General features: G+C 56.0%; 24 protein-coding genes and 1 pseudogene. 7 read left to right on the forward strand and 18 right to left on the reverse strand.

Annotated features, from left to right (window positions below; all coding sequences use genetic code 11):
- Nucleotides 1-4 precede the first annotated feature (4 nt).
- The 4 genes from HO274_RS05430 to rsmD are packed head-to-tail and all read right to left on the reverse strand — an operon-like array spanning nucleotide 5 to nucleotide 3,200.
- Entirely contained in the window at nucleotides 5-1,777 is a 1,773-nt protein-coding gene (locus HO274_RS05430; protein WP_273121973.1) for a tetratricopeptide repeat protein, read from the reverse strand.
- Between the two features lie 16 nt (nucleotides 1,778-1,793).
- Nucleotides 1,794-2,048 carry a YfhL family 4Fe-4S dicluster ferredoxin gene (locus HO274_RS05435; RefSeq protein WP_031595636.1) on the reverse strand — a complete coding sequence of 85 codons (255 nt, stop codon included), beginning with the start codon at nucleotides 2,046-2,048 and terminating at the stop codon, nucleotides 1,794-1,796.
- Nucleotides 2,049-2,062: 14 nt separating this feature from the next.
- The gene (gene coaD, locus HO274_RS05440) at nucleotides 2,063-2,563 is read right to left on the reverse strand and encodes a pantetheine-phosphate adenylyltransferase (RefSeq protein WP_031595634.1); all 501 of its coding nucleotides are present in this window, start codon (nucleotides 2,561-2,563) and stop codon (nucleotides 2,063-2,065) included.
- 52 nt (nucleotides 2,564-2,615) lie between these two features.
- Nucleotides 2,616-3,200, reverse strand: coding sequence for a 16S rRNA (guanine(966)-N(2))-methyltransferase RsmD (rsmD, locus tag HO274_RS05445; protein ID WP_264753739.1), 585 nt, complete (start codon nucleotides 3,198-3,200; stop codon nucleotides 2,616-2,618).
- Nucleotides 3,201-3,256: 56 nt separating this feature from the next.
- On the opposite strand from rsmD, the pseudogene ftsY reads away from it, so the two are divergent.
- From ftsY to rpoH, 4 genes and pseudogenes are all read left to right on the forward strand, one after another.
- A pseudogene (gene ftsY, locus HO274_RS05450) lies at nucleotides 3,257-4,156 on the forward strand (signal recognition particle-docking protein FtsY); the annotation flags it as partial.
- Entirely contained in the window at nucleotides 4,153-4,821 is a 669-nt protein-coding gene (locus HO274_RS05455; protein ID WP_273121979.1) for a cell division ATP-binding protein FtsE, read from the forward strand. The pseudogene ftsY and the gene HO274_RS05455, both read left to right, overlap by 4 nt.
- Complete coding sequence (locus HO274_RS05460) at nucleotides 4,818-5,714, forward strand: cell division protein FtsX (protein ID WP_273121981.1); 897 nt, start codon at nucleotides 4,818-4,820, stop codon at nucleotides 5,712-5,714. Before HO274_RS05455 ends, HO274_RS05460 begins: the two co-directional genes overlap by 4 nt.
- A gap of 52 nt (nucleotides 5,715-5,766) precedes the next feature.
- Entirely contained in the window at nucleotides 5,767-6,639 is an 873-nt protein-coding gene (gene rpoH / locus HO274_RS05465; protein ID WP_273121983.1) for an RNA polymerase sigma factor RpoH, read from the forward strand.
- 12 nt (nucleotides 6,640-6,651) lie between these two features.
- Here rpoH and zapD read toward each other — a convergent pair whose 3' ends face one another.
- The 5 genes from zapD to HO274_RS05490 form a co-directional block, all read right to left on the reverse strand.
- Nucleotides 6,652-7,407: a cell division protein ZapD gene (gene zapD / locus HO274_RS05470; RefSeq protein ID WP_273121985.1), complete on the reverse strand. Its 756-nt coding sequence runs from the start codon at nucleotides 7,405-7,407 to the stop codon at nucleotides 6,652-6,654.
- Nucleotides 7,408-7,476: 69 nt separating this feature from the next.
- A complete protein-coding gene (gene coaE / locus HO274_RS05475) occupies nucleotides 7,477-8,106 on the reverse strand; it encodes a dephospho-CoA kinase (protein ID WP_031595621.1) in 630 nt (209 codons plus the stop codon).
- Nucleotides 8,103-8,783, reverse strand: a complete 681-nt coding sequence (locus tag HO274_RS05480; RefSeq protein ID WP_273121988.1) for a prepilin peptidase — start codon at nucleotides 8,781-8,783, stop codon at nucleotides 8,103-8,105. Before HO274_RS05480 ends, coaE begins: the two co-directional genes overlap by 4 nt.
- Nucleotides 8,783-10,084: an HlyC/CorC family transporter gene (locus HO274_RS05485; protein WP_273121990.1), complete on the reverse strand. Its 1,302-nt coding sequence runs from the start codon at nucleotides 10,082-10,084 to the stop codon at nucleotides 8,783-8,785. The genes HO274_RS05480 and HO274_RS05485 overlap by 1 nt, the downstream gene beginning before the upstream one ends.
- Nucleotides 10,077-10,904, reverse strand: a complete 828-nt coding sequence (locus tag HO274_RS05490) for a cytochrome C assembly family protein (protein WP_031595616.1) — start codon at nucleotides 10,902-10,904, stop codon at nucleotides 10,077-10,079. Before HO274_RS05490 ends, HO274_RS05485 begins: the two co-directional genes overlap by 8 nt.
- Before the next feature lie 48 nt (nucleotides 10,905-10,952).
- Here HO274_RS05490 and ffh point away from each other — a divergent pair, with 48 nt between their 5' ends.
- Nucleotides 10,953-12,305, forward strand: a complete 1,353-nt coding sequence (ffh, locus tag HO274_RS05495) for a signal recognition particle protein (RefSeq protein WP_273121993.1) — start codon at nucleotides 10,953-10,955, stop codon at nucleotides 12,303-12,305.
- Nucleotides 12,306-12,320: 15 nt separating this feature from the next.
- On the opposite strand, the gene HO274_RS05500 is transcribed toward ffh, so the two are convergent.
- The 7 genes from HO274_RS05500 to HO274_RS05530 all read right to left on the reverse strand — a co-directional run bounded on the left by HO274_RS05500 (nucleotide 12,321) and on the right by HO274_RS05530 (nucleotide 19,265).
- A complete protein-coding gene (locus tag HO274_RS05500) occupies nucleotides 12,321-14,021 on the reverse strand; it encodes a putative bifunctional diguanylate cyclase/phosphodiesterase (protein WP_051862279.1) in 1,701 nt (566 codons plus the stop codon).
- Nucleotides 14,022-14,245: 224 nt separating this feature from the next.
- Nucleotides 14,246-14,557 carry a PepSY domain-containing protein gene (locus HO274_RS05505; protein ID WP_031597250.1) on the reverse strand — a complete coding sequence of 104 codons (312 nt, stop codon included), beginning with the start codon at nucleotides 14,555-14,557 and terminating at the stop codon, nucleotides 14,246-14,248.
- A gap of 51 nt (nucleotides 14,558-14,608) precedes the next feature.
- The gene (locus HO274_RS05510; RefSeq protein WP_273121995.1) at nucleotides 14,609-15,175 is read right to left on the reverse strand and encodes a cytochrome b; all 567 of its coding nucleotides are present in this window, start codon (nucleotides 15,173-15,175) and stop codon (nucleotides 14,609-14,611) included.
- Complete coding sequence (locus HO274_RS05515; protein ID WP_273121997.1) at nucleotides 15,172-15,849, reverse strand: energy transducer TonB; 678 nt, start codon at nucleotides 15,847-15,849, stop codon at nucleotides 15,172-15,174. The genes HO274_RS05510 and HO274_RS05515 overlap by 4 nt, the downstream gene beginning before the upstream one ends.
- Entirely contained in the window at nucleotides 15,849-16,253 is a 405-nt protein-coding gene (locus HO274_RS05520; RefSeq protein WP_420537392.1) for an ExbD/TolR family protein, read from the reverse strand. The genes HO274_RS05515 and HO274_RS05520 overlap by 1 nt, the downstream gene beginning before the upstream one ends.
- Nucleotides 16,254-16,273: 20 nt before the next feature.
- Nucleotides 16,274-16,954, reverse strand: coding sequence for a MotA/TolQ/ExbB proton channel family protein (locus HO274_RS05525; RefSeq protein ID WP_273122001.1), 681 nt, complete (start codon nucleotides 16,952-16,954; stop codon nucleotides 16,274-16,276).
- 79 nt (nucleotides 16,955-17,033) lie between these two features.
- Entirely contained in the window at nucleotides 17,034-19,265 is a 2,232-nt protein-coding gene (locus HO274_RS05530; RefSeq protein WP_273122002.1) for a TonB-dependent receptor, read from the reverse strand.
- A 202-nt stretch (nucleotides 19,266-19,467) separates the two neighbouring features.
- On the opposite strand from HO274_RS05530, the gene HO274_RS05535 reads away from it, so the two are divergent.
- Both HO274_RS05535 and HO274_RS05540 read left to right on the forward strand, forming a co-directional pair.
- On the forward strand, nucleotides 19,468-20,001 hold the full coding sequence (locus HO274_RS05535; RefSeq protein WP_273122004.1) for an ion channel: 534 nt from the start codon (nucleotides 19,468-19,470) through the stop codon (nucleotides 19,999-20,001).
- A gap of 14 nt (nucleotides 20,002-20,015) precedes the next feature.
- The gene (locus HO274_RS05540) at nucleotides 20,016-20,954 is read left to right on the forward strand and encodes an HPP family protein (protein WP_273122006.1); all 939 of its coding nucleotides are present in this window, start codon (nucleotides 20,016-20,018) and stop codon (nucleotides 20,952-20,954) included.
- 4 nt (nucleotides 20,955-20,958) lie between these two features.
- Here HO274_RS05540 and HO274_RS05545 read toward each other — a convergent pair whose 3' ends face one another.
- Nucleotides 20,959-21,792: an endo alpha-1,4 polygalactosaminidase gene (locus tag HO274_RS05545; RefSeq protein ID WP_273122008.1), complete on the reverse strand. Its 834-nt coding sequence runs from the start codon at nucleotides 21,790-21,792 to the stop codon at nucleotides 20,959-20,961.
- Between the two features lie 10 nt (nucleotides 21,793-21,802).
- Nucleotides 21,803-23,203: an exopolysaccharide Pel transporter PelG gene (gene pelG, locus HO274_RS05550; protein WP_273122010.1), complete on the reverse strand. Its 1,401-nt coding sequence runs from the start codon at nucleotides 23,201-23,203 to the stop codon at nucleotides 21,803-21,805.

Genomic DNA, 23,203 nt, shown 5'->3' on the forward strand with positions numbered 1-23,203 from the left:
CACGTCAATGCAGGAAGCGATGGACAGTCGCCAGCAATGCTGCATTATCCGGATGATCCTTGAGGGTGCTTTCCCAGATTTGACGGGCTTCGGTCTGATCTCCTGAAGCCCAGAGCGCCTCTCCCAGATGGGAAGCGATTTCCGGGTCAGGATCGGCGGCAAAGGCGCGTTTCAGCGTATCCACGGATTCATGGAAATGTCCTTCACGGTATTGCACCCAGCCCAAACTGTCGATGATGAACGGATCGTCGGGAGAAAGGGACAGCGCCTTGCGGATCAGGTCGCCTGCCTCGTCAAGACGTATGTTGCGTTCGGCCATGCTATACCCCAGCGCATTATAGGCATGGGCATAGTCCGGACGCAGGGCAATCACGCGGCGCAAGTCTTTTTCCAGAACATCGAACCGATTCAACTTGTCTGCCACGATGGCCCGCTCATACAACAGGTCGGTGGAATCCGGCAGGGTGGCCAGAGCCTGGCTGAGGGTATCGAAAGCGCCTTGATCATCGCCGGCATCGCGCTGAATCTGTTCCTGAGCCAAAGTTCTCTGCTCTAACCGTTCAGAAGAAGGGGCGGGCATACGGCTCAGCATATCCAGAGCTTTCTGGGTCTGCCCCTGCTGCGCCAGGATCAAGGCCACCCGGATCTGGGCCAGGGGATGCTGCTCCCCGGAGGAAATGGCCTCGTACCACTGAATGGCCTGTTCCCAATGGTGCTGTTCCTCTTCGGCCTGTCCCAGATAAAACCGGACCCGGTCAGGATCGCGGTATTCTCCCGCCAGAACCTTTTTGAATTTTTCCTCGGCGGTGGGATAATCCTTCAACTGCATATCCAGCAACCCCACGGCCAGCAACAAATCCGGTTGACCTGGATCGGCCTGCAGCAGGGTTTGGAATTCCCGTTGCCCCCCGGCGTAGTCCTTCTGCTCCACCAGGAAACGCGCGTATTGCAAGCGCACCTCGCGCGCTTCAGGATGCTTGGCAAGAAAGGATTGGTACAGATTCTGTGCCTGGGCAGGATCGCTCTTCTGCAGGAGCTGAGCCTCCAGCGCCACGCCCATCTCCCAGTCGGGACGAAGTTGCAGGGCTTTGCGAATTTCCGTCAGCGCCAGGTCAATTTTTCCGTCCTGGGCCGCCAACGTACTGACCAGATAATGTCCTTCAGGGACGTCCGGATAGGGTTCCGTCAAACGTTGCGCCAATGACAGGGCATGGGCGTGGTCTGGATGCTGAACCAGAACCACGTCCAAACCCAGAAAATCATCACCGGCGCTGCTGCGATCCACGGCAATCAACGGAGCCAGAATGGGCAGGGCATCGATCAGATTGGGCTGGGACAGGATCAGCCCACCCAGGGTTTCACGGGCCGAAGGCGACTTGGGGTCTTCTTTCAACCATAACGTCAGGGCAGTCTGAACGGCGGGCAAATCATGGGCGTACAACGCCACCTCCGTAGCCCGACGGGCAACGCGCGGATCCTTGGTGGTGCGGGCCAGATCCAGGTAGGTCTTGGTCGCCAGACCGAGATGACCACGCTGGGCAGCGATTTCCGCCAATAACAACTGGTAAACCCAACGCGCTGTCAATTCCTGAATCGGCAGTGGCCGTGCACGAACGGCTTCAGGAACCGGCGCAGTGGCGATGACCGGTGCTGGGGCCGGAACTGGCCCCACCGCCCCCGGCGTCTCCCCATGGGCCAGGGCGGACACTCCTCCCAACAGGACCAGTGCAAATCCCAACTTCCATTGTTTCACACCCTTGGGTGCCTTGGTTTTCATAATCGGCGGTTCCCCTTCAGGATTTGGCACTCATCAAGCGCTTATATTTTTTTTCCAGTTCTGCCTTGCTTTCCCGATAATCCGGATTCATGGGAATGCAATCCACCGGACACACCTCGCGACACTGAGGCGTATCGTAGTGTCCGACACACTCGGTACATTTGCCCGGATCGATTTCATAAACCTCGGCTCCCTGAGAAATTGCCTCGTTGGGGCATTCCGGTTCACAGACATCACAATTGATACATTCATCGGTAATCATCAACGCCATATACTTGTCCTCGGTTACCCAACTGCTTTCAGTTTATCCAACAACCTTTGATGCACCAGTGGATTGACAAATTCCGACACTTCTCCACCCAGCCCGGCAATTTCACGAATCATCGTGGACGAAATGAACAGATACTGTTCGGCAGGCGTCAAAAACAAGGTTTCGACCTCAGGTTGCAGGCGTCGGTTCATTCCGGCCATTTGAAATTCAAAATCGAAGTCGGAAACGGCGCGCAGCCCCCGGATCAATGCCCGGGCCTGCCTGGAACGCACAAAATCTGCCAGCAAGCCGGAAAAACCCACCACCACCACCCTTTCAAAACGGGCCAGGGAGGCTTGCGCCATTTCCACCCGTTCTTCCAGGGTAAACAAAGGGCGTTTGGGGCGACTGTCTGCCACCGCCACCACCACTTCATCAAATAACCCGCAGGCGCGCCGCACCAGATCCTCATGTCCCAGTGTCATCGGGTCAAAGGTTCCGGCATAAACGGCACGGATAAATGTATGCTGGCCCATGGATCCTCTATCAAAGTACGCGTTCGTCCGACCGCAGGCCGGATCGACTCACTCAGCGCCGTTGAAACAATTGTAACCGAGCCTGCCCCACTTTCGTGCACCGAACCTCGCGCCAGAGGTCCGATTCTGACATACCTCGGGAAGATTCACAGTAAATCCACCCTCCTGGACGCAAATGGGTGGACAATGCAGACCATACCCGACTCATTTCCTCACTGTCAAAGGGCGGGTCCAGAAAGATCAGATCATAAGTCGTCCCACTGGTTTCCAACCACTCATGGGCTTGAACTTGCCGGACGGTCACACCCTCCGCTCCCAAACGTTGGGCATTGGCACGCAGGGCCACGCAGGCCAACCGATCCTGCTCCACCAGCACCACCTGCGCAGCCCCCCGGGAGGCTGCTTCAAAGCCCAGGGCACCGCTGCCCGCGAACAAATCCAGGCAGTGCCATCCCACCAGGGATTGTCCTAGCCAGTTGAACAGGGTTTCCCTGCCTCGAGCGGGGGTTGGACGCAGTCCGGGACGGTCATGAAATGCCAGCCGTCGACCCCGCCACTGCCCCCCGATAATCCGAACTTCTCCTTTCATTTGGGGTAAAATCCTCTTTTGTTTTTCCGTCAGATGGCTATTGTCCAATGTTTGGTCTGTTCAAAAAAGCCCCCCAGGACATTTCTCCCTCCCCGTCACCTTCCTGGTTGGGTCGTCTCAAGGCAGGATTGCGGGGTAGTCGGGATAAATTGCAGCAGGGGCTCTCTGGTTTGTTTGGGCGAAAACTGGACGACCTGTGGTTTGAAACCCTGGAAGAGACCCTGATCCTTGCCGACGTGGGGGTTTCCACCAGCCGGCGCCTGATTCACGCCCTGCAACAAGAAGCGCGGCGGCAGCGCATCGAAGAGGGGAATGCCCTGAAACCTCTGCTCAAGGGTGAACTGATGGCGCTTCTGCGCCCCCTGGAGCGGTCCTTGTCCCCGCCGCCGGCAGAGGGTCCTCAAGTCATTCTGTTCGTGGGAGTCAATGGCGCCGGAAAAACCACCAGCATCGGCAAACTGGCCCAATATTTCCTGAATCAGGATAAAAAGGTGCTGCTGGCCGCCGGAGATACCTTTCGCGCCGCCGCCGTGGCTCAATTGGTGGCCTGGGGTGAACGCCACCATGTGCCCGTCATCACTCAGGAAAAGGGAGACTCGGCGGCGGTCATCTTCGATGCCATCCAGGCTGCGCGCGCGCGAGGCATCGATATCGTCCTAGCGGATACGGCGGGACGGCTACCCACCCAGTTACACCTGATGGATGAGATTCGCAAGGTCAAACGGGTGGTGACCAAAGCCGACCCCACCGCCCCCCACGAAATCCTGCTGGTCCTCGATGCCAATACCGGTCAAAATGCCCTGACCCAGGTTAAAGCCTTTGACGATGCCCTTCAATTAACCGGTCTGATCATCACCAAACTGGACGGCACCGCACGGGGGGGGGTTATTGCGGCCATTGCCGGTGAACGGCCCATTCCCGTCTGTTTTCTGGGCGTGGGCGAAGGACCGGAAGATCTGGATATCTTTAGCGCGGATGCCTATGTGGATGCCCTGATCGAATGATCGAATTCAAGGAGATTTTCAAACGTTACCCCGAACACCCCAATCTGTTCGAGAACTTCTCCTTGTCCCTGGGGGCGGGGGAGTGGCTGAATCTGGTGGGTCCCCCGGGAAGTGGCAAATCCACCCTGCTGCGCATGATGGCTGGCCTGGAGAAACCCACCTCGGGCACCCTGACCTTCCATGGACAGGACCTTTATCGACTGAGGGCCTCGGCGCGCAGTCGCTTGCGCCAACGCATGGGATTGATCTTTCCCGACCCCGTTTTTCTGGAAGGGCATTCCCTGCTGGACAATGTCGCCCTCCCTCTGGAAATCCAGGGACTGCCCCAAGCGGAATGCTTGACCCGGGCGCAGAATGCGCTGCAGCGCGTGGGATTGGGAAACCAGTCTTCCCTGCGAGCCCGGCAGTTATCCCAAAATGCCCGTCAACGCTTGATGGTCGCCCGGGCCATCAGCGGGTATCCGGTATTATTACTGGTGGATGACTTTTACCATGGCTGGCCTCAGGAACAACGGCAATCGCTGGAAAATTTGCTGGGCAGTTTCCATCAGGGCGGGGTGACCGTGGTAGTTGCCAGCCTGCCGGGGGGAAACCTGCTTTCGCCCAAGGCGCGTACCTTCACGCTGAGCACGCCTGTCCCCCACCGTATCGAGATCGACTCATGAGGATCTGGCTCCAGCATCATGCCCGTGCTTTCCGACAGGCCCGGTCTTTTATCCTGGGTCAACCCCTGCGCCATATGGGATCGATACTCTTTCTGGGCATGCTGATCGCCCTGGCTCTGAGTACCGGATTTTTCTGGCAAAAAATCAACCACTGGGTCCAACACACGCTTCCCGAACCTACTCTGACCCTGTTCATGACCGATCAGGCCAATGAAACCCAGATGCACGCACTTTGGGATTCCCTGGCTGCCAATCCCCAGATCCGCGCCTTTGAATACATCTCCCCCGACCAGGCACTGGATTCCTTGCGTCACTCCCCCGACCTCGCCCCGGCACTTAAGGTTTTGAATCGAAATCCCCTGCCGGGCGCCTTTGTGTTGCATCTGCGCGACCCCAGCCCCTCCCGTTTCAATCAACTGGAGCAGGAATTCTCCCATCGAGAGGGGGTCGCCCAAATCCGCAGTGACCGTCTCTGGGCCGAACGACTGGAAACCGTCAGCACACTGGCCGAATCGATTCTGGGTTTCTGTGCTCTTCTTTTCGCTATTCTCTCCTTTCTCTTCATTGCCCACCAGGCGCATCAACAAGCGTTACGTCAACAGGAGATGCGTTCCCTGCTGAACCTGCTGGGCGCTCCCCCTTCCTACCAGCGTCGCCCCTTCGCCTACTACGGCGCCCTGCTGGGAGCGAGTGCCGGTCTTTTGGCCTGGGCGGGCATCTATTGGGCACTCACGCTGATCACCCCCCTCATCCATGCATTCGGGGCTTTATTCCAAATCACCCTCGACCTCCCTCCCCTGGACCTGCGGGACGGGGGTATGCTCATCCTTCTCTCTACTCTGGGAGGGATTTTTGCATCTTTGCTGGGTCAAGGGAACTCACGAGCCACTTAGCACTCTCACGCAAAGAGTGCTAAAATACCCTTGTCAAGGAGGATATGAGTCCATGGAATTAACCGCTGACCACTATCTGACTCCCACCCATTCGGGAAGTCTGGAAGATTACCTGCAAAGGATTGCACGGGTTCCCTTGCTGAGTGCCGAAGAGGAAACCAGTTTGGCCCGGCGCCTGCGCGACCACCATGATCTGGGCGCAGCACAACGCATGATTCTTTCCCATCTGCGTCTGGTGGCCTCCATTGCCCGCCAGTACAGGGGCTATGGTTTACCCCAGGCAGATTTGATCCAGGAAGGCAATGTGGGTCTCATGAAGGCCGTCCGACGCTTTGATCCCGAGCGCGGGGTTCGTTTGGTTTCCTTCGCCGTACACTGGATCAAGGCGGAAATTCATGAATATATCCTCCGCAACTGGCGTCTGGTTAAAATCGCCACCACCAAGGCACAGCGCAAGTTGTTCTTCGGTTTGCGCAGTCTCAAACCCGGCTTCAGTTCCCTTTCTCCGCAGGAAACCCGCAAAATTGCAGAACAGTTGGGAGTTCGCCCGGAAGATGTGAGCGAAATGGAAACTCGCCTGGCAGGTCAGGATATTTCGCTGGACCCCGGACCGGAAGATGAAGAACACTGGGTCAGTCCCGTGGCCTATCTGGCCGACGAAGGAGCAGGACCACGGGAAACCCTGGAAGCCAATGAAAATGCTCGAAACAGCCATGAAGGACTGCAGGAGGCCCTGAATCGACTGGACGCCCGCAGTCGCAAGATCATCGAGGACCGCTGGTTGCGGGACGAAGACGCCCCCCCCATCACGCTCCATGATCTAGCCGACGAATGGGGAATTTCAGCCGAGCGGGTGCGTCAAATCGAGGTTCGGGCTTTACAAAAGATTCGCGCCACTTTGCTCCCCTCGCCTCAACCGGCCTAACCCGCCCTCCGACTAGAAACTGCAAAAAACGAGTTCGAAGGGGACAAGGGTGGACACGACGCCAGTGCGCGTGGTTTCGTCCATCTCCAGAAAGCGAATGTTGAGTTGATATTTGTTGGCGCTGATTTCTGGAACACACTGAAATTTTTCTTCGACGCCCACTCTCAACAGCCGCGCATCAGCACCCACCTTGTTCTGTTGATAGAGTCCGTTGCGCGCCTCCAGATGGAAGGACTTGCCGCTTTCCAGCATCAATCGGATGTGCAGTTCCAAGGCGGTCTGTGTGGAAAGCAGGGGGGCGACCCAGGCACTAAAATGGCTTCGACGCACCTCCACCGGCAGGGACAACCAGTAATGATAGGTGGGCATGTCGAAATCACACACCCCTCCGGGAAGGTTGGCCCGTTGCTTGATGGCCATGAGACCTTCATGATTGCGCAGGTATTCTGCAAACTTTCCCTTGGACGCATGCAAACTCTCGATAGCCTCATCGAGGTCCTTCAAGGTCTTGTCCAGCGTGCCCGCATCCACATCCGGGTTGCGTCGCAGAGACGACAATATCCCCCGTTGCCGCTCCAGTCCCTGTAGCAAGTCGGACTTGACGTCGGCACGGGCCGTTGCATCCACAATTTCAAAAAGAGAAAGAAGGGCAGCGTGATGATCCAGTGGATCGTCCCGCTGCAAGAAATGGAAAACATGCCGGAACAGCGTGGTCAGGCGCAAAAATACACGGACCTGCTCACTCAACGGAAAGTCGTAAAGGATCACCGGGGGGCCCCTCGGAGCAATCTTGAGATTCTGACGCAAACAAGGGAGATATGCAAGTCCCCCGCCGATTCAGGAAACATTCAGGGAACGAAGTTGTTCTCCAGCCATGAAGCGGTACTGATGATCGAGTTTTTTTACCACCGTCTCCAGACTTTGCAAGTCTCCGTTGTTGTCGATCACGTCATCCGCCACGCGCAGGCGGGTTTTACGATCGGTCTGGGCGGCCATGATGGCCCGCACCGTCTCCGGCGTCATTTCCGGCCGCTGGGAGGCCCGCCGAACCTGAAGGTCTTCCTCACAATCCACCACCAATACCCGGGAGAGCAGGGGGCGATAGGAACCCACCTCGATCAGCAACGGAACCACCAGCAGGACATAGGGCTGGGTTGCCGCATCCAGTGCCGCATGAACCGCTTCCCGGATCCGTCCATGCATGATGGTTTCCAACTGCTTGCGCGCGGGAGGGTGATTGAATACATGATTGCGCATGGCCGTCCGATCCAGACTGCCATCCTCACTGATGAAAGCTTCTCCGAATTTCTCCCGGATCGCCTGGATGGCAGCGCCCCCCGGAGCGGTCATTTGACGGGAAATGGCATCCGTATCCACCAGTCCGGCCCCATACCGGGCAAATAAACTGGCCACCGTGGATTTTCCTGCCCCTATGCCCCCGGTCACGCCCACAATAAACTTGCTCATGCTCCTCTCCCTTGCAAATTCATCCACAAAATACATTCGGCAGCCAAAACCATAAAGGGACCGAAGGGGAAGGCGATATTTCTTCCCTTGCGCCACCCCAGGCACAGCCCCCCCACCACGCCCAGGGATGCGGCTCCCATCAAGATCAAGGGCAATTGTGCGGCGCCCATCCAGGCCCCAATCACCGCCAGCAACTTGACATCCCCCAGTCCCATGCCTTCCCGCTTCATCCACCCACGGAAACCCCAATACACCCCGGCCAGCATCAAATACCCCAATACCGCGCCCCAGAGGCCCTGTTCCAGGGAAACTCCCCCTCCTAGCCCGTGAAAAATCAAGCCTGACCACAATAAGGGTTGAGTCAGCCCATCGGGAAGCAATTGGGTTTCCAGGTCAATGAACGCCAGCAACAACAACCCCCATTGTAACCCGACAAAGGCCCAGCCTTGCAGATCTGCCCGGCCCAGCCACAGCGTGGTCAGAGCACTGGATGCCACCAAACCAGGAAAAAGGTGTGGATGACGGGTCCTGAAATCATGAACCCAGACCGTTTGCTGATTCATCCAGGGAATCCGGGCCTCATCGAGCCCATGGATCCAGCGATTCAGGCGCCCTTGCCCCCAATGGGCCAACCCAAACCCCAACAGGGCAGCCACCAACCCATTCAGAAACGGCATCACTCCCCCGCCTCCTGGGGTGCTGCGGCAGAAGCAGAATTCTCCTCCGTCACATGTACCCGCGCCACCCGCACCCGACGGTCCTGGGTCTGCACGATTTCCACGGGATAACCCGCCACCTTGAGGGCCGTTCCTGGCTCCGGAATGTCCTCCAGAATTTCCAGGATCAGCCCATTCAGGGTTTTAGGACCGGTGACCGGAAAGAGTGTACCCACTTTCCGGTTGAGATCCCGCAAGGAACAGTCTCCATCCACCAACACCGTGTGTGCGCTCTCGCGGGTAAACAAATCCCGGTGATGGGAGCGCCCGCTGAACTCTCCAACAATTTCTTCCAGAATGTCTTCCACGGTAACCCACCCCAGCAATTCTCCATACTCATCCACCACCAGCCCAACTTTATGCTGGGTTTTCTGGAAGTTCTGAAGTTGGGTCAGTAACGCCGTTCCCTCTGGAATGAAATAGGGTTGGCGCATCACGCTCATCAGACCTTCACGGGTGATTCCTCCTTGCTGGAAGAGATTGAAAATCTTGCGCACATGAACCACGCCCACCACCGCATCCGGTGTCCCCCGATACAACAACTGGAGAGTATGGCGAGCCGTCCCCAACTGCGCCATGATTTCAACCATATCCGCATCGATGTCAACCCCTTCGATGCGCGAGCGGGGCGTCATCACATCCTCCACCGTCATCTGGTTCAATTCCAGCAGATTGAGGATCAAATCCTGATGGTTGCCCGTCAAAAACCCCCCACCCTCCAGCACCAGCAGGCGCAAGTCATCCAGGCCCAACCCCTGTGCCCGGATTTGGGAACGTCGACGCAAGCCCATCAGGAACAGCAATGCCCGCACGAACAGGTTGATAAACCAAATGATCGGGGAAAACACCCATAATAACCCGACCAGAATGAAACTGATGCGCAGCGCAATGGGCTCGGGCCAGGTGGCACCGATGATCTTGGGCGTGATTTCGGAAAACACCAGAATGACCAGCGTCACCAGTAACGTACTGATGGTGAGAGTCATTCCGCCGCCTCCAACCCAGCGCATTACCAGCACCGTAACAATGGAGGCCGCCGCCGCATTGAGCAAGTTGTTTCCCAGCAACAACATGCTCAGCAAACGTTCCGTTTGTTGCAACAGGGACTGGGCCCGGCGGGCACCCGCACGGTGCGCCGCCAGGTGCTTGAGGCGATAGCGATCCAGCGCGATCATGCTGGTTTCGGCCATGGAGAAAAACCCCGACAGGACCAGCAGCAAAACCAGTCCTGCCAACATCCAGCCCCAGGAGAGCTCATCCACGATGAAGCAGGATCTCCACCACAAACTTGCTGCCCAGATACCCCACCAGAAGCAGGACAAACCCTGCCAGGGTCCAGCGCGCTGCCCGCCGCCCGCGGATCCCCCAAAGTTGGCGGGCCATCAACAGCCCGGCAAAGATGATCCAGGACAGCAGGGAAAAAATCACCTTGTGATTCCATACCAGCGGTTTGTCGAAGAGGGCTTCGGAAAAGAAAATCCCGCTGACCAAGGTCGCCGTCAAGAGGAGGAAACCCACCCAGATCATCTGAAAGAGCAGCGCATCCATGGCCACCAATGAAGGCAGAGCCCCCAGCGGAGTGAAGGGGCGATCATGGTTGTGCAGGCGCTGTTCCATGACACTCATGAGTACGGCGTGCAGGGCCGCCACGCCAAACAATCCATCGGCCATCAAGGAAACCACCAGATGAATCTTGAAGGTCAGCAAATGGCTGTATTCCACCGGTTTTTCGGCAGGCAGAACGAGGGGAGCCAGCACCAGTCCTGCAACGATCAACATCAGGACAGACTGAAGGACACCCAGACGGCAGCGAAAACTGGCCAGCCAATACATGGCAACGGTTGCCGCACCCACCAGGGACAGTGAATTTCCCAGGGACAAAACCATCTGGTGGGAAGCGAAGAGAACCCGGTGCAATAACGCGGCATGCACCACCAGAGTCAAAAAGAGCAAACCCTGGGCGCGCCACGATGACCGGCAATTGGTGGTTTCCACCGGCACCGGCTGCCGGGAAACGAGATCCCGCAGCCCCAGCAGAAGATAAAGCGCTGCAGTGATAAAATAGAGGGAGGTATTGACCATAGTGTCGATAGTTTACCACTCCCAACCTTTAATGAGGCTTCTCCTTCCATGCTCGATCAACTTACCGAACGTCTGACAGGCGCTCTGAAAACCTTGCGCGGACAGGCGCGTTTGAGCGAATCCAACATTCAGGATGTCCTGCGTGAAGTCCGAATTGCACTACTGGAAGCCGATGTGGCGCTGCCTGTGGTCAAGGAATTTGTCGATACGGTGCGCCGCGAAGCCCTGGGACAGGCGGTATTGAGCAGTTTGACGCCGGGCCAGGCCTTTATTGGAGTCGTCCATCAAGTACTGACCCGCCTCATGGGGGAACAGAACGAGGGGCTGAATCTCGCTACCCAGCCCCCCGCCGTCATTCTCATGGCGGGTTTGCAGGGTGCGGGTAAAACCACCACTGCGGGAAAACTGGCCAAGTGGCTCAAGGAACAGCAAAAAAAGAAAGTTCTCCTGGTGAGTTGCGATATTTACCGGCCTGCGGCCATCGAACAACTCCAGATTCTGTCTCAATCCATCGAGGTGGATTTCTTCCCTTCTTTCGCTCATCAGGCGCCTGAAGAGATTGCGCTCGCCGCCCTAGATCATGCCCGCCATCATTACCATGACGTTCTGATCGTGGATACCGCCGGACGTCTGGCCATCGATGAAGCCATGATGCAGGAAATTCAGCGGCTTCACCAAACCCTCCACCCCGTGGAAACACTCTTTGTGGTGGATGCCATGCAAGGACAGGACGCGGTCAATACGGCGCGCGCCTTCGGGGAAGCTCTGCCCCTCACCGGGATCATTCTTACCAAACTGGATGGCGATGCGCGGGGCGGGGCCGCCCTGTCGGTACGCCATGTGACGCAACGTCCCATCAAGTTCATCGGGGTGGGTGAAAAATTGACCGGGCTCGAGGCCTTTCATCCGGAACGAATGGCCTCGCGCATTCTGGGAATGGGTGATGTCCTGAGTCTGATCGAAGAGGCTCAACGCTCCGTAGACAAAACAGAAGCAGAAAAACTGGCCAAGAAACTCAAGAAAGGACAGAGTTTTGACCTGGAGGACTTCAAATCCCAATTGCAACAGATGCGCAAAGCCGGTGGAATTGGAGCTATGATGGACAAATTGCCGGCTCAGTTGAGCCGGGGCCTCGCGCCCGGCACCGCCGCCCCCGATGACCATGCGTTGCGCCGGATCGAAGGGATTATCAACGCCATGACCCCCCTCGAGCGGCGGCGACCCGAACTCCTCAAGGCATCACGCAAACGACGCATCGCACTGGGCTCCGGAGTACAGGTACAAGAAGTCAACCGTCTCCTGGCCCAGTTCGAACAAATGCAGAAAATGATGAAAATGCTCTCTCAGGGGGGAATGACCAAAATGATGCGGGGCATGCGCAACCTGATGCCCGGACGATAATCCGGCGGGGAGGAATCACGCCCTGTGAAAGAAGAAACTTCCATCTTCCGTTTGAGTTCTCCCCAGAATGGTTTCAAAAGCGGACGCGGGCACGGGCCGGGAATACCAGAACCCCTGGGCATAGTCACACCCGAACAACCGTAACATATCGTGTTGCGCACGGGTTTCCACCCCTTCCGCAATGGTTTTGATGCCCAGTTTATGGGCCATGACGATGATGGCCTCGGTGAGTGCCTTGTCACTTTCATCCACCGTGATTTCGGAGATGAAAGAGCGATCGATCTTGAGATAATCGATATCGAACTGCTTGAGGTAGGACAGGGCAGAAAATCCTGTGCCAAAGTCGTCGATGGAGACTTCTATCCCATGATTACGATAATCCAGAAAACTTTGCTGGATACGCTCGGATTTTTTCAGCAACATGCCTTCCGTAATTTCCACGGTGATGCAATTACCGGGCAGCCCCAACCCCGCCAACTGCTTCAGCCAAAGGGCATCGCCCTGGTCAAACTGAATCGGGGAACGATTGACGCTGACTTGAATGATTTGACCAAATCGTTTTTGCCATTGAGCAATATGGGAAATCACCTGAAAGGAAAGCCAGTTTCCGATCTCGTGAATCAACCCGGACGCCTCTGCCAAGGGAATGAAGACCTGTGGTCCCACTTCACCGCGCCCAGGATGAGACCAGCGCAGTAACGCCTCCACCTTCTCCAGTCGTCCATCCTCCAGATCCAGAATGGGCTGGTAATGCACCGACAATTCTCCCCGGTGGGCCGCAAGACGCAGGTCATTGGTCAGGATCATCTTGGTTTGGGCTTCCTGCTGCATGGCAGGAAGGAAAAAGTGGAAGCGGTTCCGCCCTTCCGCCTTGGCGGAATACATGGCCTGATCGGCATGTTTCACCAGGGTATTGCGATCTTCCGCATTGTCCGGATAGAGCGCAATACCCACACTGGCCGAAATGAAACAGCGATCTCCATCGCCCAGATCAAAGGGTTGGGCCAGGGCCTCGGTAATATCGTGGGCCGCCTGTTGAACGTGCAGTAACGCACATTCTGGCAGAATGATGGCGAACTCATCCCCCCCTAGACGGGAAACCGTATCGGTCTCCCGCAGGACGCGACAAATTCGACGGGCCGCCTCTTCCAGAAGCACATCCCCCTTCATATGGCCCAGAGTGTCGTTGACCTCCTTGAAGCGGTCCAGATCCAATAGCAACAAAGCCATGGGCGCGCCGTTCCGGCGATATTTCTTGATTTCCTGATCCAGACGTTCCAGAAATAACTGGCGATTGGGGAGACCCGTCACATAATCGTAATTCGCCCGCTTCCAGGCCACGGAATCGAGATCGAGGTTGTCGGACAGGTCACTCATCACGGCGATGAAGTTCTGTGTCTTCCCCTCGGAGTCACTGATGGCACAAAGACTGAAATTTTCTGTGTAAACCTCGCCGGTTTTACGGCGATTGGAAATTTCCCCCAGCCAGTTCTGATTCTGTTTGATCCCGCGCCAAACCGACTTGTAGGTATCCGGGCAACTCAGTCCTCCATGAATTCTGAACAGATTTTTCCCGATCACCTCATCCTGCGTGTATCCAGTCAATCGGGCATGGGCCGCATTGGTATCCTGAATTCGCCCTTCTCCGTCCGTAATGATCAAGGCATCGTTGGCCCCAGCCAGAACTTGGGCCACCTGTCGCAAGTTTAAACTCATGGTCCCCCACAGATCGACTCAAGAAGTGGTATTTACATTTGCAGCAATCGGCAGAATTCGACCAACAATATGACATACCACCGAATTTTGCAATAGGTTCGAGAAAAATCTTGGAATCAAATGATAAAATATGAGGGTTTTGTAATGTGCTTGCAGCACGAGGAAGAAGCACTCGAACTTCGTCGAGTGCTTTCAGGGATTCATCGAAGAGAAAGCACCGTTGCTTAGTCTTCGTTACTGTTCTCGCGCTCATTGCGTAGCACCTTGCCGGACTTGGCATCGATCTCCACTTCATGGGTGATATGGTTGGCGCGAATATCGAAGGAGTAACGCAAACCGCTCCCCCCCAATTTATGCTCGAGTTCCTCTTCCACGATGTCGCCCGGATAAGCCTTGACTGCCACGGCACGGGCCTGCTCGATGGTCAGGGTAGCCTCCTTGGCATACTGCTCGCCCTTGTAGGCCAGAGCCAGGGAAGCATTTCCCAGCAGCAGCAAAGTCAGGGTCCCTACCGACCATTTCTTGATGGATTTCATCCTATAAACTCCTTGTTAAAAATAATATCGAAACCGTTTCAGTGAGGTCCTTCAGGAACGACGAAGGTTCAACATGCGAACCAACGTATTGTCCCGTCGTATCCAGTGATGGAAAAACGCCGACGCACCATGCAGCCCCACCAGCCAGATCAAGGCATTCCCCAGCCATTCATGCACACTCTTCATGGGCTTGGCATAGTGAATCCAGGAAGTATCATTCAGGATCCAGGGCAATGTCCAGCCCAGAAAAACCACTTCATTCCCGCGCGCCTGCTGAAAAAGCACTCCCAAGACAGGCAGAAGAATCATCAAGGCATACAACCCCAGATGAGCCAAACCGGCGAGACGTTTCATGGCGTCCGACAGGGGAGGAACGATCGCGGGTGTCCGATGGGTATGTCGCCACCATAACCGTACCCATACCAGAAGGAAAACTGCCACCCCTGCCTGTTTGTGCCAACTCATCAACTGACGCCGGAGTTCGCCCTTGGGGAGTTCGCCCTTGACTTCGATCACCACCAGGACGGAAATAACAAGAAAAGCCATGACCCAATGCAATCCACGCCACACTGAGTCATAAACCGAGGGGTTATTTGTTGCGTTGTTCAATGCACTCATTCGTGTTCATCCACTCCCAAAAATTTTACCCAGATCTCGAAGGTCAGGATTCTTCCCGCATACTCGGCAGTGGCTGACGGAAAATGGGCGACATGAACGGCAGCCAAGGCCGCCTTGTCCAGGATCCGGTTTCCACTCGTGATCAGCACACTCGCGCCAGAGGCCATACCATCCTTGTAATCAAAAGTTACCTTGGTTTGCCCAGACAAATGGGCAGCCCGCGCTGCCATGGGGAAGACCACGGCATTTTGCACCGCTGCGCGTACCTTGTCGGCAAAAGTGATGGAAATATCTGCAGGACGCAGATGCTGGGGCGGTGACGGCGCAGCCTCGGCCACTTTCTGATGCGGGGTCGGGGTCACCGGCGCCGGAATCACGGGGGTAGGAACCACCGGGGGGGGCGCGGGCGCCGGGGTAGGCACAGGAACCGGCGTGGGTTCCTGATGCGCCACCGTATGATGAACCACCGGCCTGGGAGGCGGTGGCTTGGGCGTGGGGGGGGGTGGCACCGTCTTGGGCGCTTCCGGAGCCTGGGTCAGTTGAATCAGGGTGACCTGAGGCTTTACCACCTTGTCCACTTCGCGACTGAGACCGTACAAAAACGCCAGCACCATCATCCCTTCCAAAAATGCGGCTAATGCAGCCGCTCGAGGCATGTTCATTGCTTTTTCCATCAATGGGCCTCCTCCGTTGCATGGGCAGCCAGACCGATCTGGGTAATCCCGGCCTGACGACAGGCATCCATCACCTTCATCATGGACTGGAGCGAGGTGGTTTTTTCGCCTGCAATGGTTACCACCACCTTGTCCGGATCCCCTTGTGCCTTGAGTCGCACCGTCAGAGCCTCGGCCGTCAACTTCTGACCCTCCACGGTAATATCCCCCTCGTCATCCACATTCACCAGTACCTTGGGGGGCTCCAGAGCCGTGGTGGTGGAACTCTTGGGCATTTTGGATGCTACACCGGTGGAGGGAATCATGTGTAACGTGATCATGATGAAAAACACCAACAGAAAAAACATGATGTCGATCATCGGGATGATCTCGATCCGGGCACGTTTCGTTTCAAAGTAATTCATAGCCATCACTCACCCTCCCTTCAAGCCGCAGAGCGGGCGCGAACACCGGCCAACACTTTTTTCTGTTCTTCGTAGGACTCATGGTAATGGGGATAGAGACGATTGAGCAACATCATCTTGAGGGTTTCCATCTGGTGCATGATCACCCGTACCCGATTGTTCAACCCGTTCAAGGCCACCAATCCGAGGATGGCGATGAACAATCCACAGGCCGTGGCCAGCAGGGCTTCCGCCACGCCGCCGGTGACCTTGGTGGGTGAGTTAGACACGTCTCCCAGCACCTGAAAGGCATTGAACATGCCGATGATGGTTCCGAGCAGGCCCATCAGGGGAGCCAGGGTCACGATGGTGTCCAGCACCCACAGAAAGCGGTCCACATGGGGCGCTTCGCGCATGACGGATTCTTCCAGTTTGTCGGAAATACGGTCAAAATCATGCTCCAGATCATGTTGAAGCGCTGCTTCCAGGACCTTGGCGTGGGGCAAATCCGGATGCTGGACCACCAGGGCCTCGAAGGCTTCCTTCGATACCTTGTGCACCCCGGTCACTTCCTTGATCAGTTGGGTCCCCTGAGTCAGGACCCGCCACAGATACCAACCCCGTTCGATGATGACCGTCAGGGCCACCAGCAACAACAGGGCCATCAAATAGAGCATGCCGCCCGAACTTTGTGCCGCAGCTTGAATTCCTTGCATCGTCATGGTTCATTCTCCTCGAATAAATAGCAAAAATGCCGTACCCCCTGTGAAGGGGGATACGGCCGAAGGTACTACAGTAATCTTAGAAACTTGCGCTCAGATTGAGACTGAACATCCGTCCCGGCAAGGTCCAGTACAAAGCATTTCCTCCTTGGGTACTTCCGGCATAAGCAATCATGTCGGTGCGGTTGAAGAGATCATCCAGTTGGAATTCCAGTTTGGCGTCCTTGGCCCAACCCAGGGAACCAAAGTTGTACCCGGTGGCCAGGTTGACCGTGGTGTAACTGCCAAAGTGCACATAGTTGCCGTTGACATCCGTTCCCCCCCAGCGCGACCCGATTTCCTTGGCGATCAAGGAGGCATTGGTCTTGTTGTGTTCATAGAGCATCCCCAGGGCCGCCGTACTCTGCGGCGCATTCTGAATGGGAATGGCGCTGGTGTAACTGTTCAGGGAGTAGTTACCGTAGGCATTGAACCCGGAACCCAGGTTGTAGGTCGCTTCTCCTTCCACCCCCTGGTAATGCACCGCCCCGATGTTCTGGACGGTGATCAGATTCCCCACCGCACTTTGCTGTGACAGATTGTTGTTGGTGATGTAATAGACATCTGCGGAAGCCGTCAATTTGCTGCTCTTGAACACCGTCCCCAACTGGTAGTTCATGGTTTTTTCCGGGGCGAGATAAGACAGGCCCACCGCCGTGTTGGGCTGAATCGGCTGGTTCGCGTTATAGAAGGAACCGAACAGCATGGGCGCCTGCATCCCTGCGGCCGCTTGCCCATAAGCCGACCAGTTATCCGAGATATAGTAGTGCGCATCCAGAGAAGGCAGCAGCGAGGCCCAGGAATGGGAGTAGGCAAAGGCGCCCCCCACTGTGGTGTCATAGGCTGAATTGTAGGTCCGGTTGAAGTCGTTGAATTTCAGCCCTGGGGTAATGGACCACTTGCTGGTGGGGCGCCAGATATATTCCACGTAGGGCTGAATGGTGTTCATGGAACTGGTTTCCGCCTGATTCCCGCCATTGGCCACACCCGCCTGATTGATGATAGATCCGAGTCCGCCGGTGGAAAGATCTACGTTATTGGTCCAGGACTGGTGCAACTGGCGCTCGATCCACAGCCCGAAATTCAGATCGTCGTTGCCCAATGCCCGGGTGGCCCGCAAAATATCTCCATAGGACGTGTAGGCGGTCAACCCCGTCACGCCGGCAATGTTGGACCCCAGTGCTGTATTCCCACCGGACAATAACAACCCGTTTCCGGCTCCTGCCAGAGTTTGCCCTGATGCTCCGTTTGGATTATTGCCATTCATGGCATTGTGGGCATAGGACGTGGTATACACCTTGTTGTCGATCTTCCAGTCGCCAAAGCGGGTTTGCAATCCGATGTAATCGAAATTGGAAGTGAACTGATCGTTGTTATACCCCACATAGCCGGTACTCAGCGGATTCTGGTTCAACCCATAGTTCGAACCATATTTTGAAATCTGCTGCGCCGTTGCCCCCGGCGATGCATTCTGAAAGGTATTGTTCTGCATGGCCACCACGGTGATGGCGGTATCTTCATTGAGGGGTTTGATGAACTTGGCAAAGACGTTGCCCCGCCGTTCATTGCCGTTGGTCAGCGCCCCGTCGGTCTGGTAGTGGTTGTAATCGATGAACCCGCTGGCATCCCCGTAGTTCTGCATCACCCCCGTGTCATACTGAAATCCCACCAGACGGGAATTGAAACTGCCGACCTGGGAGCGCACCGTCGCTGCAGGGTCTCCCTGGGGATCGTTGGAACGCAGGGCGATGGTCCCCCCGTAGGTGGAATCCCCCACCGTACTGGCCCGCCCTGGACCCCGATCCACCGTGACTTCCCCCGTATCCTGACCCAGGAAGTAGGTATTCACATGGTGGGTAAAATCCGCGCCGTCCGCAAAGGGAATCCCGTCGAAGGTGACGTTGTATTGCCCGTCCTGGAAGGAACGCATGACCAATCCGCCCTGATCGCTCCCCCCAGGTCCATTGGGACTGACGGACCAGACCCCCGGCGCAATAGCCGCATTATCCACATAGGTGGAGGCCCCGGTCTGGGTATTCTCGATGTAGTTACGGTTGATGACGGACTGGGGTTCGGTGGCGGTCAGGGATCCCTGGGTGGGGGCGTTGGCCGAGGCCGATTCGGCAGGCGGGATGGCTTCGTTGCTGTTGCCCGCGCCGCTGGATACCGAGCCCAGATCGTAAGCCCACAGGGTTCCCGGCAAGGCCGTCAGCATGGAGGCGTGAAACAGTCCGGAGATGAGCGGCCTCAGACGAAATTTCTTCTTGTACATGATGTGTTCCTGTCAGTAATGTGAATGGATGGGGTCTTTGCCCGTTTATTGTTTTCAGGGTGTATTTTCCCATTCCTTTGTGACAGGGTCGTGTCGCGAATATTGCAGTTCTGTGAAACTTTTATGCATTTTCCAGATCCTCTGGAGTGCACGGTCATATCTCGCTATAATCCAGAGGGATGCCACTCCTGATGTTCACTCCATGGTTGCCCTGAACCCCGCCCCTCTGATCACCGATGTCCACCCGTTTCTGGAGATCGGTTTGGGGCTGGTCATGATCCTGCTCTGCATGCTCATTCACAGTTTCGGCATGTATCAGGTCATGCACCGCTTCGAAGTCCACTGGTGGCGTTTTGCCCGGGAAAATCATGAGTTGCGCCGGCAGATCTACTTTTTCTACCTGGTCTTCCTGATCCTGCTGACCCACCTGACGGAAATCCTTTCCCTGGCCTTGATCCTGCACTTCATGCAGGCCGTTCCGGATATGCGTACAGCCTTCTATCTGGCCGGTGAAACCTATACGTCGCTGGGAAACGGAGATGTGTTGTTGCCCATGGGGTGGCGCCAACTGTCCATGTTTATCACCATGTCCGGACTGCTGACCTTCGGTTGGACCACCGGGGTATTGGCCAACATCGTGGGTAAGACCTATGATGCCCAGTTTGCCTCGGTCCGAGACAAACCTCCCCCCACAACCCCGCCTTCAAAAAACGGTGAAGGCTCCATTGAAGACTGAAAGGATGCACTGACATGGGAGAACTCCTGGCCCTGTGCTATATCGGAGGCATTGCAGAAGTCGCCCTGATCAGCGGGATATCCCATGTGCTTTTTCCAGAGTTGGCGGCTCTATCCTACGACATTTTCAAGCGTCCCCAGGGAAAGTGGGCCAGCGCTCCCATTCTGCTGGTTCTGACTCCCTTTCTGGCGGCGGTGGTGGGTTTGTGGCTGCAACACCAGTGGGGCTATGGCCCCCTGTCGCTGGGACTGGGAATTTCAGCGGCCCTGTTCTTCATCAAGGTCCTTCGCTCCCCCATCGCCCCCGCGATTTCTGCCGGGGTACTCCCCATCGCCCTGGATGATGGCAGTTGGTGGTATGCAGGCGCCGTGCTTTTCAGCACCTCCTTATTGGCGCTGGGATCGGTCCTGCGCCAAAGGTTTCAAAAAAACGCCCACCCTCCGCTCCCCCCTCCTTCACAAGCTGATCGAATCGATGATGAAGTGGAATGCCCCGCCACCCAATACCATTGGTTACCCTACTTCATCGTTTTTTTGGCCATAGCCATGGGACTGGTGCTCTTTTCCGGCTGGCGCTTCATTCTGTACCCCCCCCTGGTGGTCATCGCCTATGAAATGTTTGCCCATGCCGATGTCTGCCCCTGGGCAAGAAAGCCCGTGCTGCTGGTTCTGGCCTGCCTGTTGACCGCTTCCTCGGGGTTGGGGATTTTTCTGTTGCTCGGGCACGGGCCCCTGGCCGTGATCCTGTCCATGGGCGTTTCCATTGCCCTGATCCGTTTTTTTGATTTGCATGCCCCCCCCGCCACCGCCGTGGGACTATTGCCCTTCGTCATCGATCACCCCGACTGGCGCTTTCCCCTGGCGGTGGCCCTGGGAACGGGGTTGCTGTCCCTGATTTTTCGTCAGTACAAACTTCGACACCGATCCCTTACCCACCCCCCCGCCCAGAGATAACCGGTCAACGCAAGGTCAGTGGATTGATCACCTGAAGAAGCCCGTCGGACACATAGGGAATCACCCCGGCCCGGCGCAGAGCAGAAACATCCTGGAGGGCACAGTCGGGATTTTGAGGATCACAGTAGTCAAGAACGATGACGGGCAAGCGATACTGACGACGAATGGCATCGATCTGACCCAATAGCCACTGGGTATCCTGAGCAGAAACTGCGTAATAGATTTTGTCTTTCTGGTTCCATCCCTGAAATACGGACTCCACCACCACTGCATTGACCAGGGAATGGACCTTGGGCAACAATTCAAATCCTCGATTCAGAATGATCTGTGCTTGAGGAAATTTTCGATGCAAGGTCACAATCAAGCGGACCAACCCGAGTTGTTGTCTTTCCTGTTCCTGGGGGTCCGTCACCACCTTGCGCCAGGAATCCAGGGTGTCCAGAAAAAATCCCCGGTAGCCCCGATTCCACAAGGGACGCACCACCTGCTCGGCAAAGTAGGCGGGCCATGCCGGCGAAGTCTGATCAATGATTTCAGAATTCCAGTCGGGATCATCGCCCAGAATCCAGGATTTTGGAAAGAGATCGTAATACCCCCGATTGGGAGTCACTTCGCCCACACTCACATAGGCAATCCAACGGGCCCGACTGCGGGGATAATGCACCGGGGTAAAATCACTGTCGGGATCCACCACCACCAGATCGAAATCCGCCAGTTCCCGTACGGCGGGATGTTTGCCGTAATAGAAAGCCACCGTCAAAGGTCTCGCCAATAGATGCGGACTGACCCCCCACAATACCAGCAAAAACCAGATGCTCGCTTTACCCCGCCGTCCCACAGACACTCCTTCAGTTATGGCTATAGACCAGTTCATCCTGATGGAGCATGTAGGTTTCGTATTCCAGTTCAGAAAAATACTGTTCCAGATAAAAGATTGCCATCAAGACCACCACAAAACTGGACAGGGCAAACCCATAGCCGTAGGTTTCCGGTCCTATTTTCAAGGTAACCCAGGTAAATAACCCCGTCAATACCACAAACAAAACGGACAGGATCATGACCACCCGCTGGCGATCGATGTACAGAAATACGTTGATCGCCACCAGGAAAAGCACCTGCAAACTGGCGGAAATGGTATCGATCCGCAGAAGGGGCAGGTAATAGACCGATATGCCCACGAGATGAAGCAAGTCCTGTCCGAAAGCGAAGACCAGCAACACCACGATGCTCTGGATCTTGAGCACCTCATAGAGTCCCGTGCGGACCCCGCGCACCATCATGTTGCGCATGTTCTGAAGATGTTCATAAGTCCCCCCCGAACGCACGGCATCGTAAAAGGCATTGTAATATTCCACAAAATCCGTTTCGATGCGCAACAGGAAAAAGGCCATTCCGGGCAACACCGCCAGATAGGACAAAAAGATCGGATAGTCGTAAATGAACGAGGCATGCAATGGCCCGATGACCGGTTGCCCTGTGAAGGGATAGTACCAAAACTGAATCTTGTGCAACCACTCGCCCAGATAGTAGCAAAGGCCCACCACGCCCAGACGGGGATAATTGAACCTGCGGTCAAAGACCTGCCAGGAAATATATTTTTCCGAACGAAAATTGCGGTAGATCAGGGCGTGCATCCCCAGAATCAAAAGAATATGACCCAGAACGAAACTGCCGATCAATCCGTTCAATCCGAACCGGGGAAACAGGAACAAAGCAAAAATCACCGCCGATCCGTAGCCCACCACGAACAGCAACAAAATCGCCCGGTATTGCTTGATTCCCGACAGAAAAATGATGCCGCACCAGATATTGCACAACAACACGAAGGCCGTCAGCATCAACAGGCGATAGTCAATATCCATGCCAGCAAACGCCGTAAAACACAGGATCAACCCCAGGATCCCGGCCCCCAAAGTCACCACCAGCAGTACCGCATGGTAGCTGGGCAACACCGTCTCGTTTTCGTTCCCGAAGAGACGGTCTGAAATATAGCGGGTAAACATCAATTGCACCGCGCCCGTCAGAATCTGGCTTGCCGCAATCAAATAGGTCAGGGAAACCTGAAACTGAACGATGGGGAAATTGGTGCGCGCCACCGACAAACTGAACAGGCTGATCAACTGGATCGAGACGATGGACAGAATCAGGGGTCCGGAACCAATCAACCCCGCATAACTGTAGGCAGCCAGCGTACTGGTCAGATTATCCTTGTGGAGAATTTTGCGTATTTCAAAGCCAATGCCGGCCAT

The organism is Ferrovum myxofaciens, assembly GCF_013181415.1.
In the GTDB taxonomy this organism is placed as follows: Bacteria; Pseudomonadota; Gammaproteobacteria; order Burkholderiales; family Ferrovaceae; genus Ferrovum; species Ferrovum myxofaciens.

What these genes read in the sequence shown, in the direction of transcription:
- rpoH (WP_273121983.1), top strand. Translation starts at nt 5,767, where the DNA reads ATGGAATTAACCGCTGACCACTATCTGACTCCCACCCATTCGGGAAGT.
- HO274_RS05435 (WP_031595636.1), bottom strand. Translation starts at nt 2,048, where the DNA reads ATGGCGTTGATGATTACCGATGAATGTATCAATTGTGATGTCTGTGAA.
- HO274_RS05535 (WP_273122004.1), top strand. Translation starts at nt 19,468, where the DNA reads ATGGTTGCCCTGAACCCCGCCCCTCTGATCACCGATGTCCACCCGTTT.
- HO274_RS05520 (WP_420537392.1), bottom strand. Translation starts at nt 16,253, where the DNA reads ATGAATTACTTTGAAACGAAACGTGCCCGGATCGAGATCATCCCGATG.
- coaD (WP_031595634.1), bottom strand. Translation starts at nt 2,563, where the DNA reads ATGGGCCAGCATACATTTATCCGTGCCGTTTATGCCGGAACCTTTGAC.
- HO274_RS05480 (WP_273121988.1), bottom strand. Translation starts at nt 8,783, where the DNA reads ATGCCGTTTCTGAATGGGTTGGTGGCTGCCCTGTTGGGGTTTGGGTTG.
- HO274_RS05510 (WP_273121995.1), bottom strand. Translation starts at nt 15,175, where the DNA reads ATGAGTGCATTGAACAACGCAACAAATAACCCCTCGGTTTATGACTCA.
- HO274_RS05525 (WP_273122001.1), bottom strand. Translation starts at nt 16,954, where the DNA reads ATGACGATGCAAGGAATTCAAGCTGCGGCACAAAGTTCGGGCGGCATG.
- coaE (WP_031595621.1), bottom strand. Translation starts at nt 8,106, where the DNA reads ATGAGCAAGTTTATTGTGGGCGTGACCGGGGGCATAGGGGCAGGAAAA.
- HO274_RS05540 (WP_273122006.1), top strand. Translation starts at nt 20,016, where the DNA reads ATGGGAGAACTCCTGGCCCTGTGCTATATCGGAGGCATTGCAGAAGTC.
- HO274_RS05530 (WP_273122002.1), bottom strand. Translation starts at nt 19,265, where the DNA reads ATGTACAAGAAGAAATTTCGTCTGAGGCCGCTCATCTCCGGACTGTTT.
- HO274_RS05460 (WP_273121981.1), top strand. Translation starts at nt 4,818, where the DNA reads ATGAGGATCTGGCTCCAGCATCATGCCCGTGCTTTCCGACAGGCCCGG.
- HO274_RS05455 (WP_273121979.1), top strand. Translation starts at nt 4,153, where the DNA reads ATGATCGAATTCAAGGAGATTTTCAAACGTTACCCCGAACACCCCAAT.
- ffh (WP_273121993.1), top strand. Translation starts at nt 10,953, where the DNA reads ATGCTCGATCAACTTACCGAACGTCTGACAGGCGCTCTGAAAACCTTG.
- HO274_RS05430 (WP_273121973.1), bottom strand. Translation starts at nt 1,777, where the DNA reads ATGAAAACCAAGGCACCCAAGGGTGTGAAACAATGGAAGTTGGGATTT.
- HO274_RS05505 (WP_031597250.1), bottom strand. Translation starts at nt 14,557, where the DNA reads ATGAAATCCATCAAGAAATGGTCGGTAGGGACCCTGACTTTGCTGCTG.
- HO274_RS05490 (WP_031595616.1), bottom strand. Translation starts at nt 10,904, where the DNA reads ATGGTCAATACCTCCCTCTATTTTATCACTGCAGCGCTTTATCTTCTG.
- HO274_RS05500 (WP_051862279.1), bottom strand. Translation starts at nt 14,021, where the DNA reads ATGAGTTTAAACTTGCGACAGGTGGCCCAAGTTCTGGCTGGGGCCAAC.
- HO274_RS05515 (WP_273121997.1), bottom strand. Translation starts at nt 15,849, where the DNA reads ATGGAAAAAGCAATGAACATGCCTCGAGCGGCTGCATTAGCCGCATTT.
- pelG (WP_273122010.1), bottom strand. Translation starts at nt 23,203, where the DNA reads ATGGCCGGCATTGGCTTTGAAATACGCAAAATTCTCCACAAGGATAAT.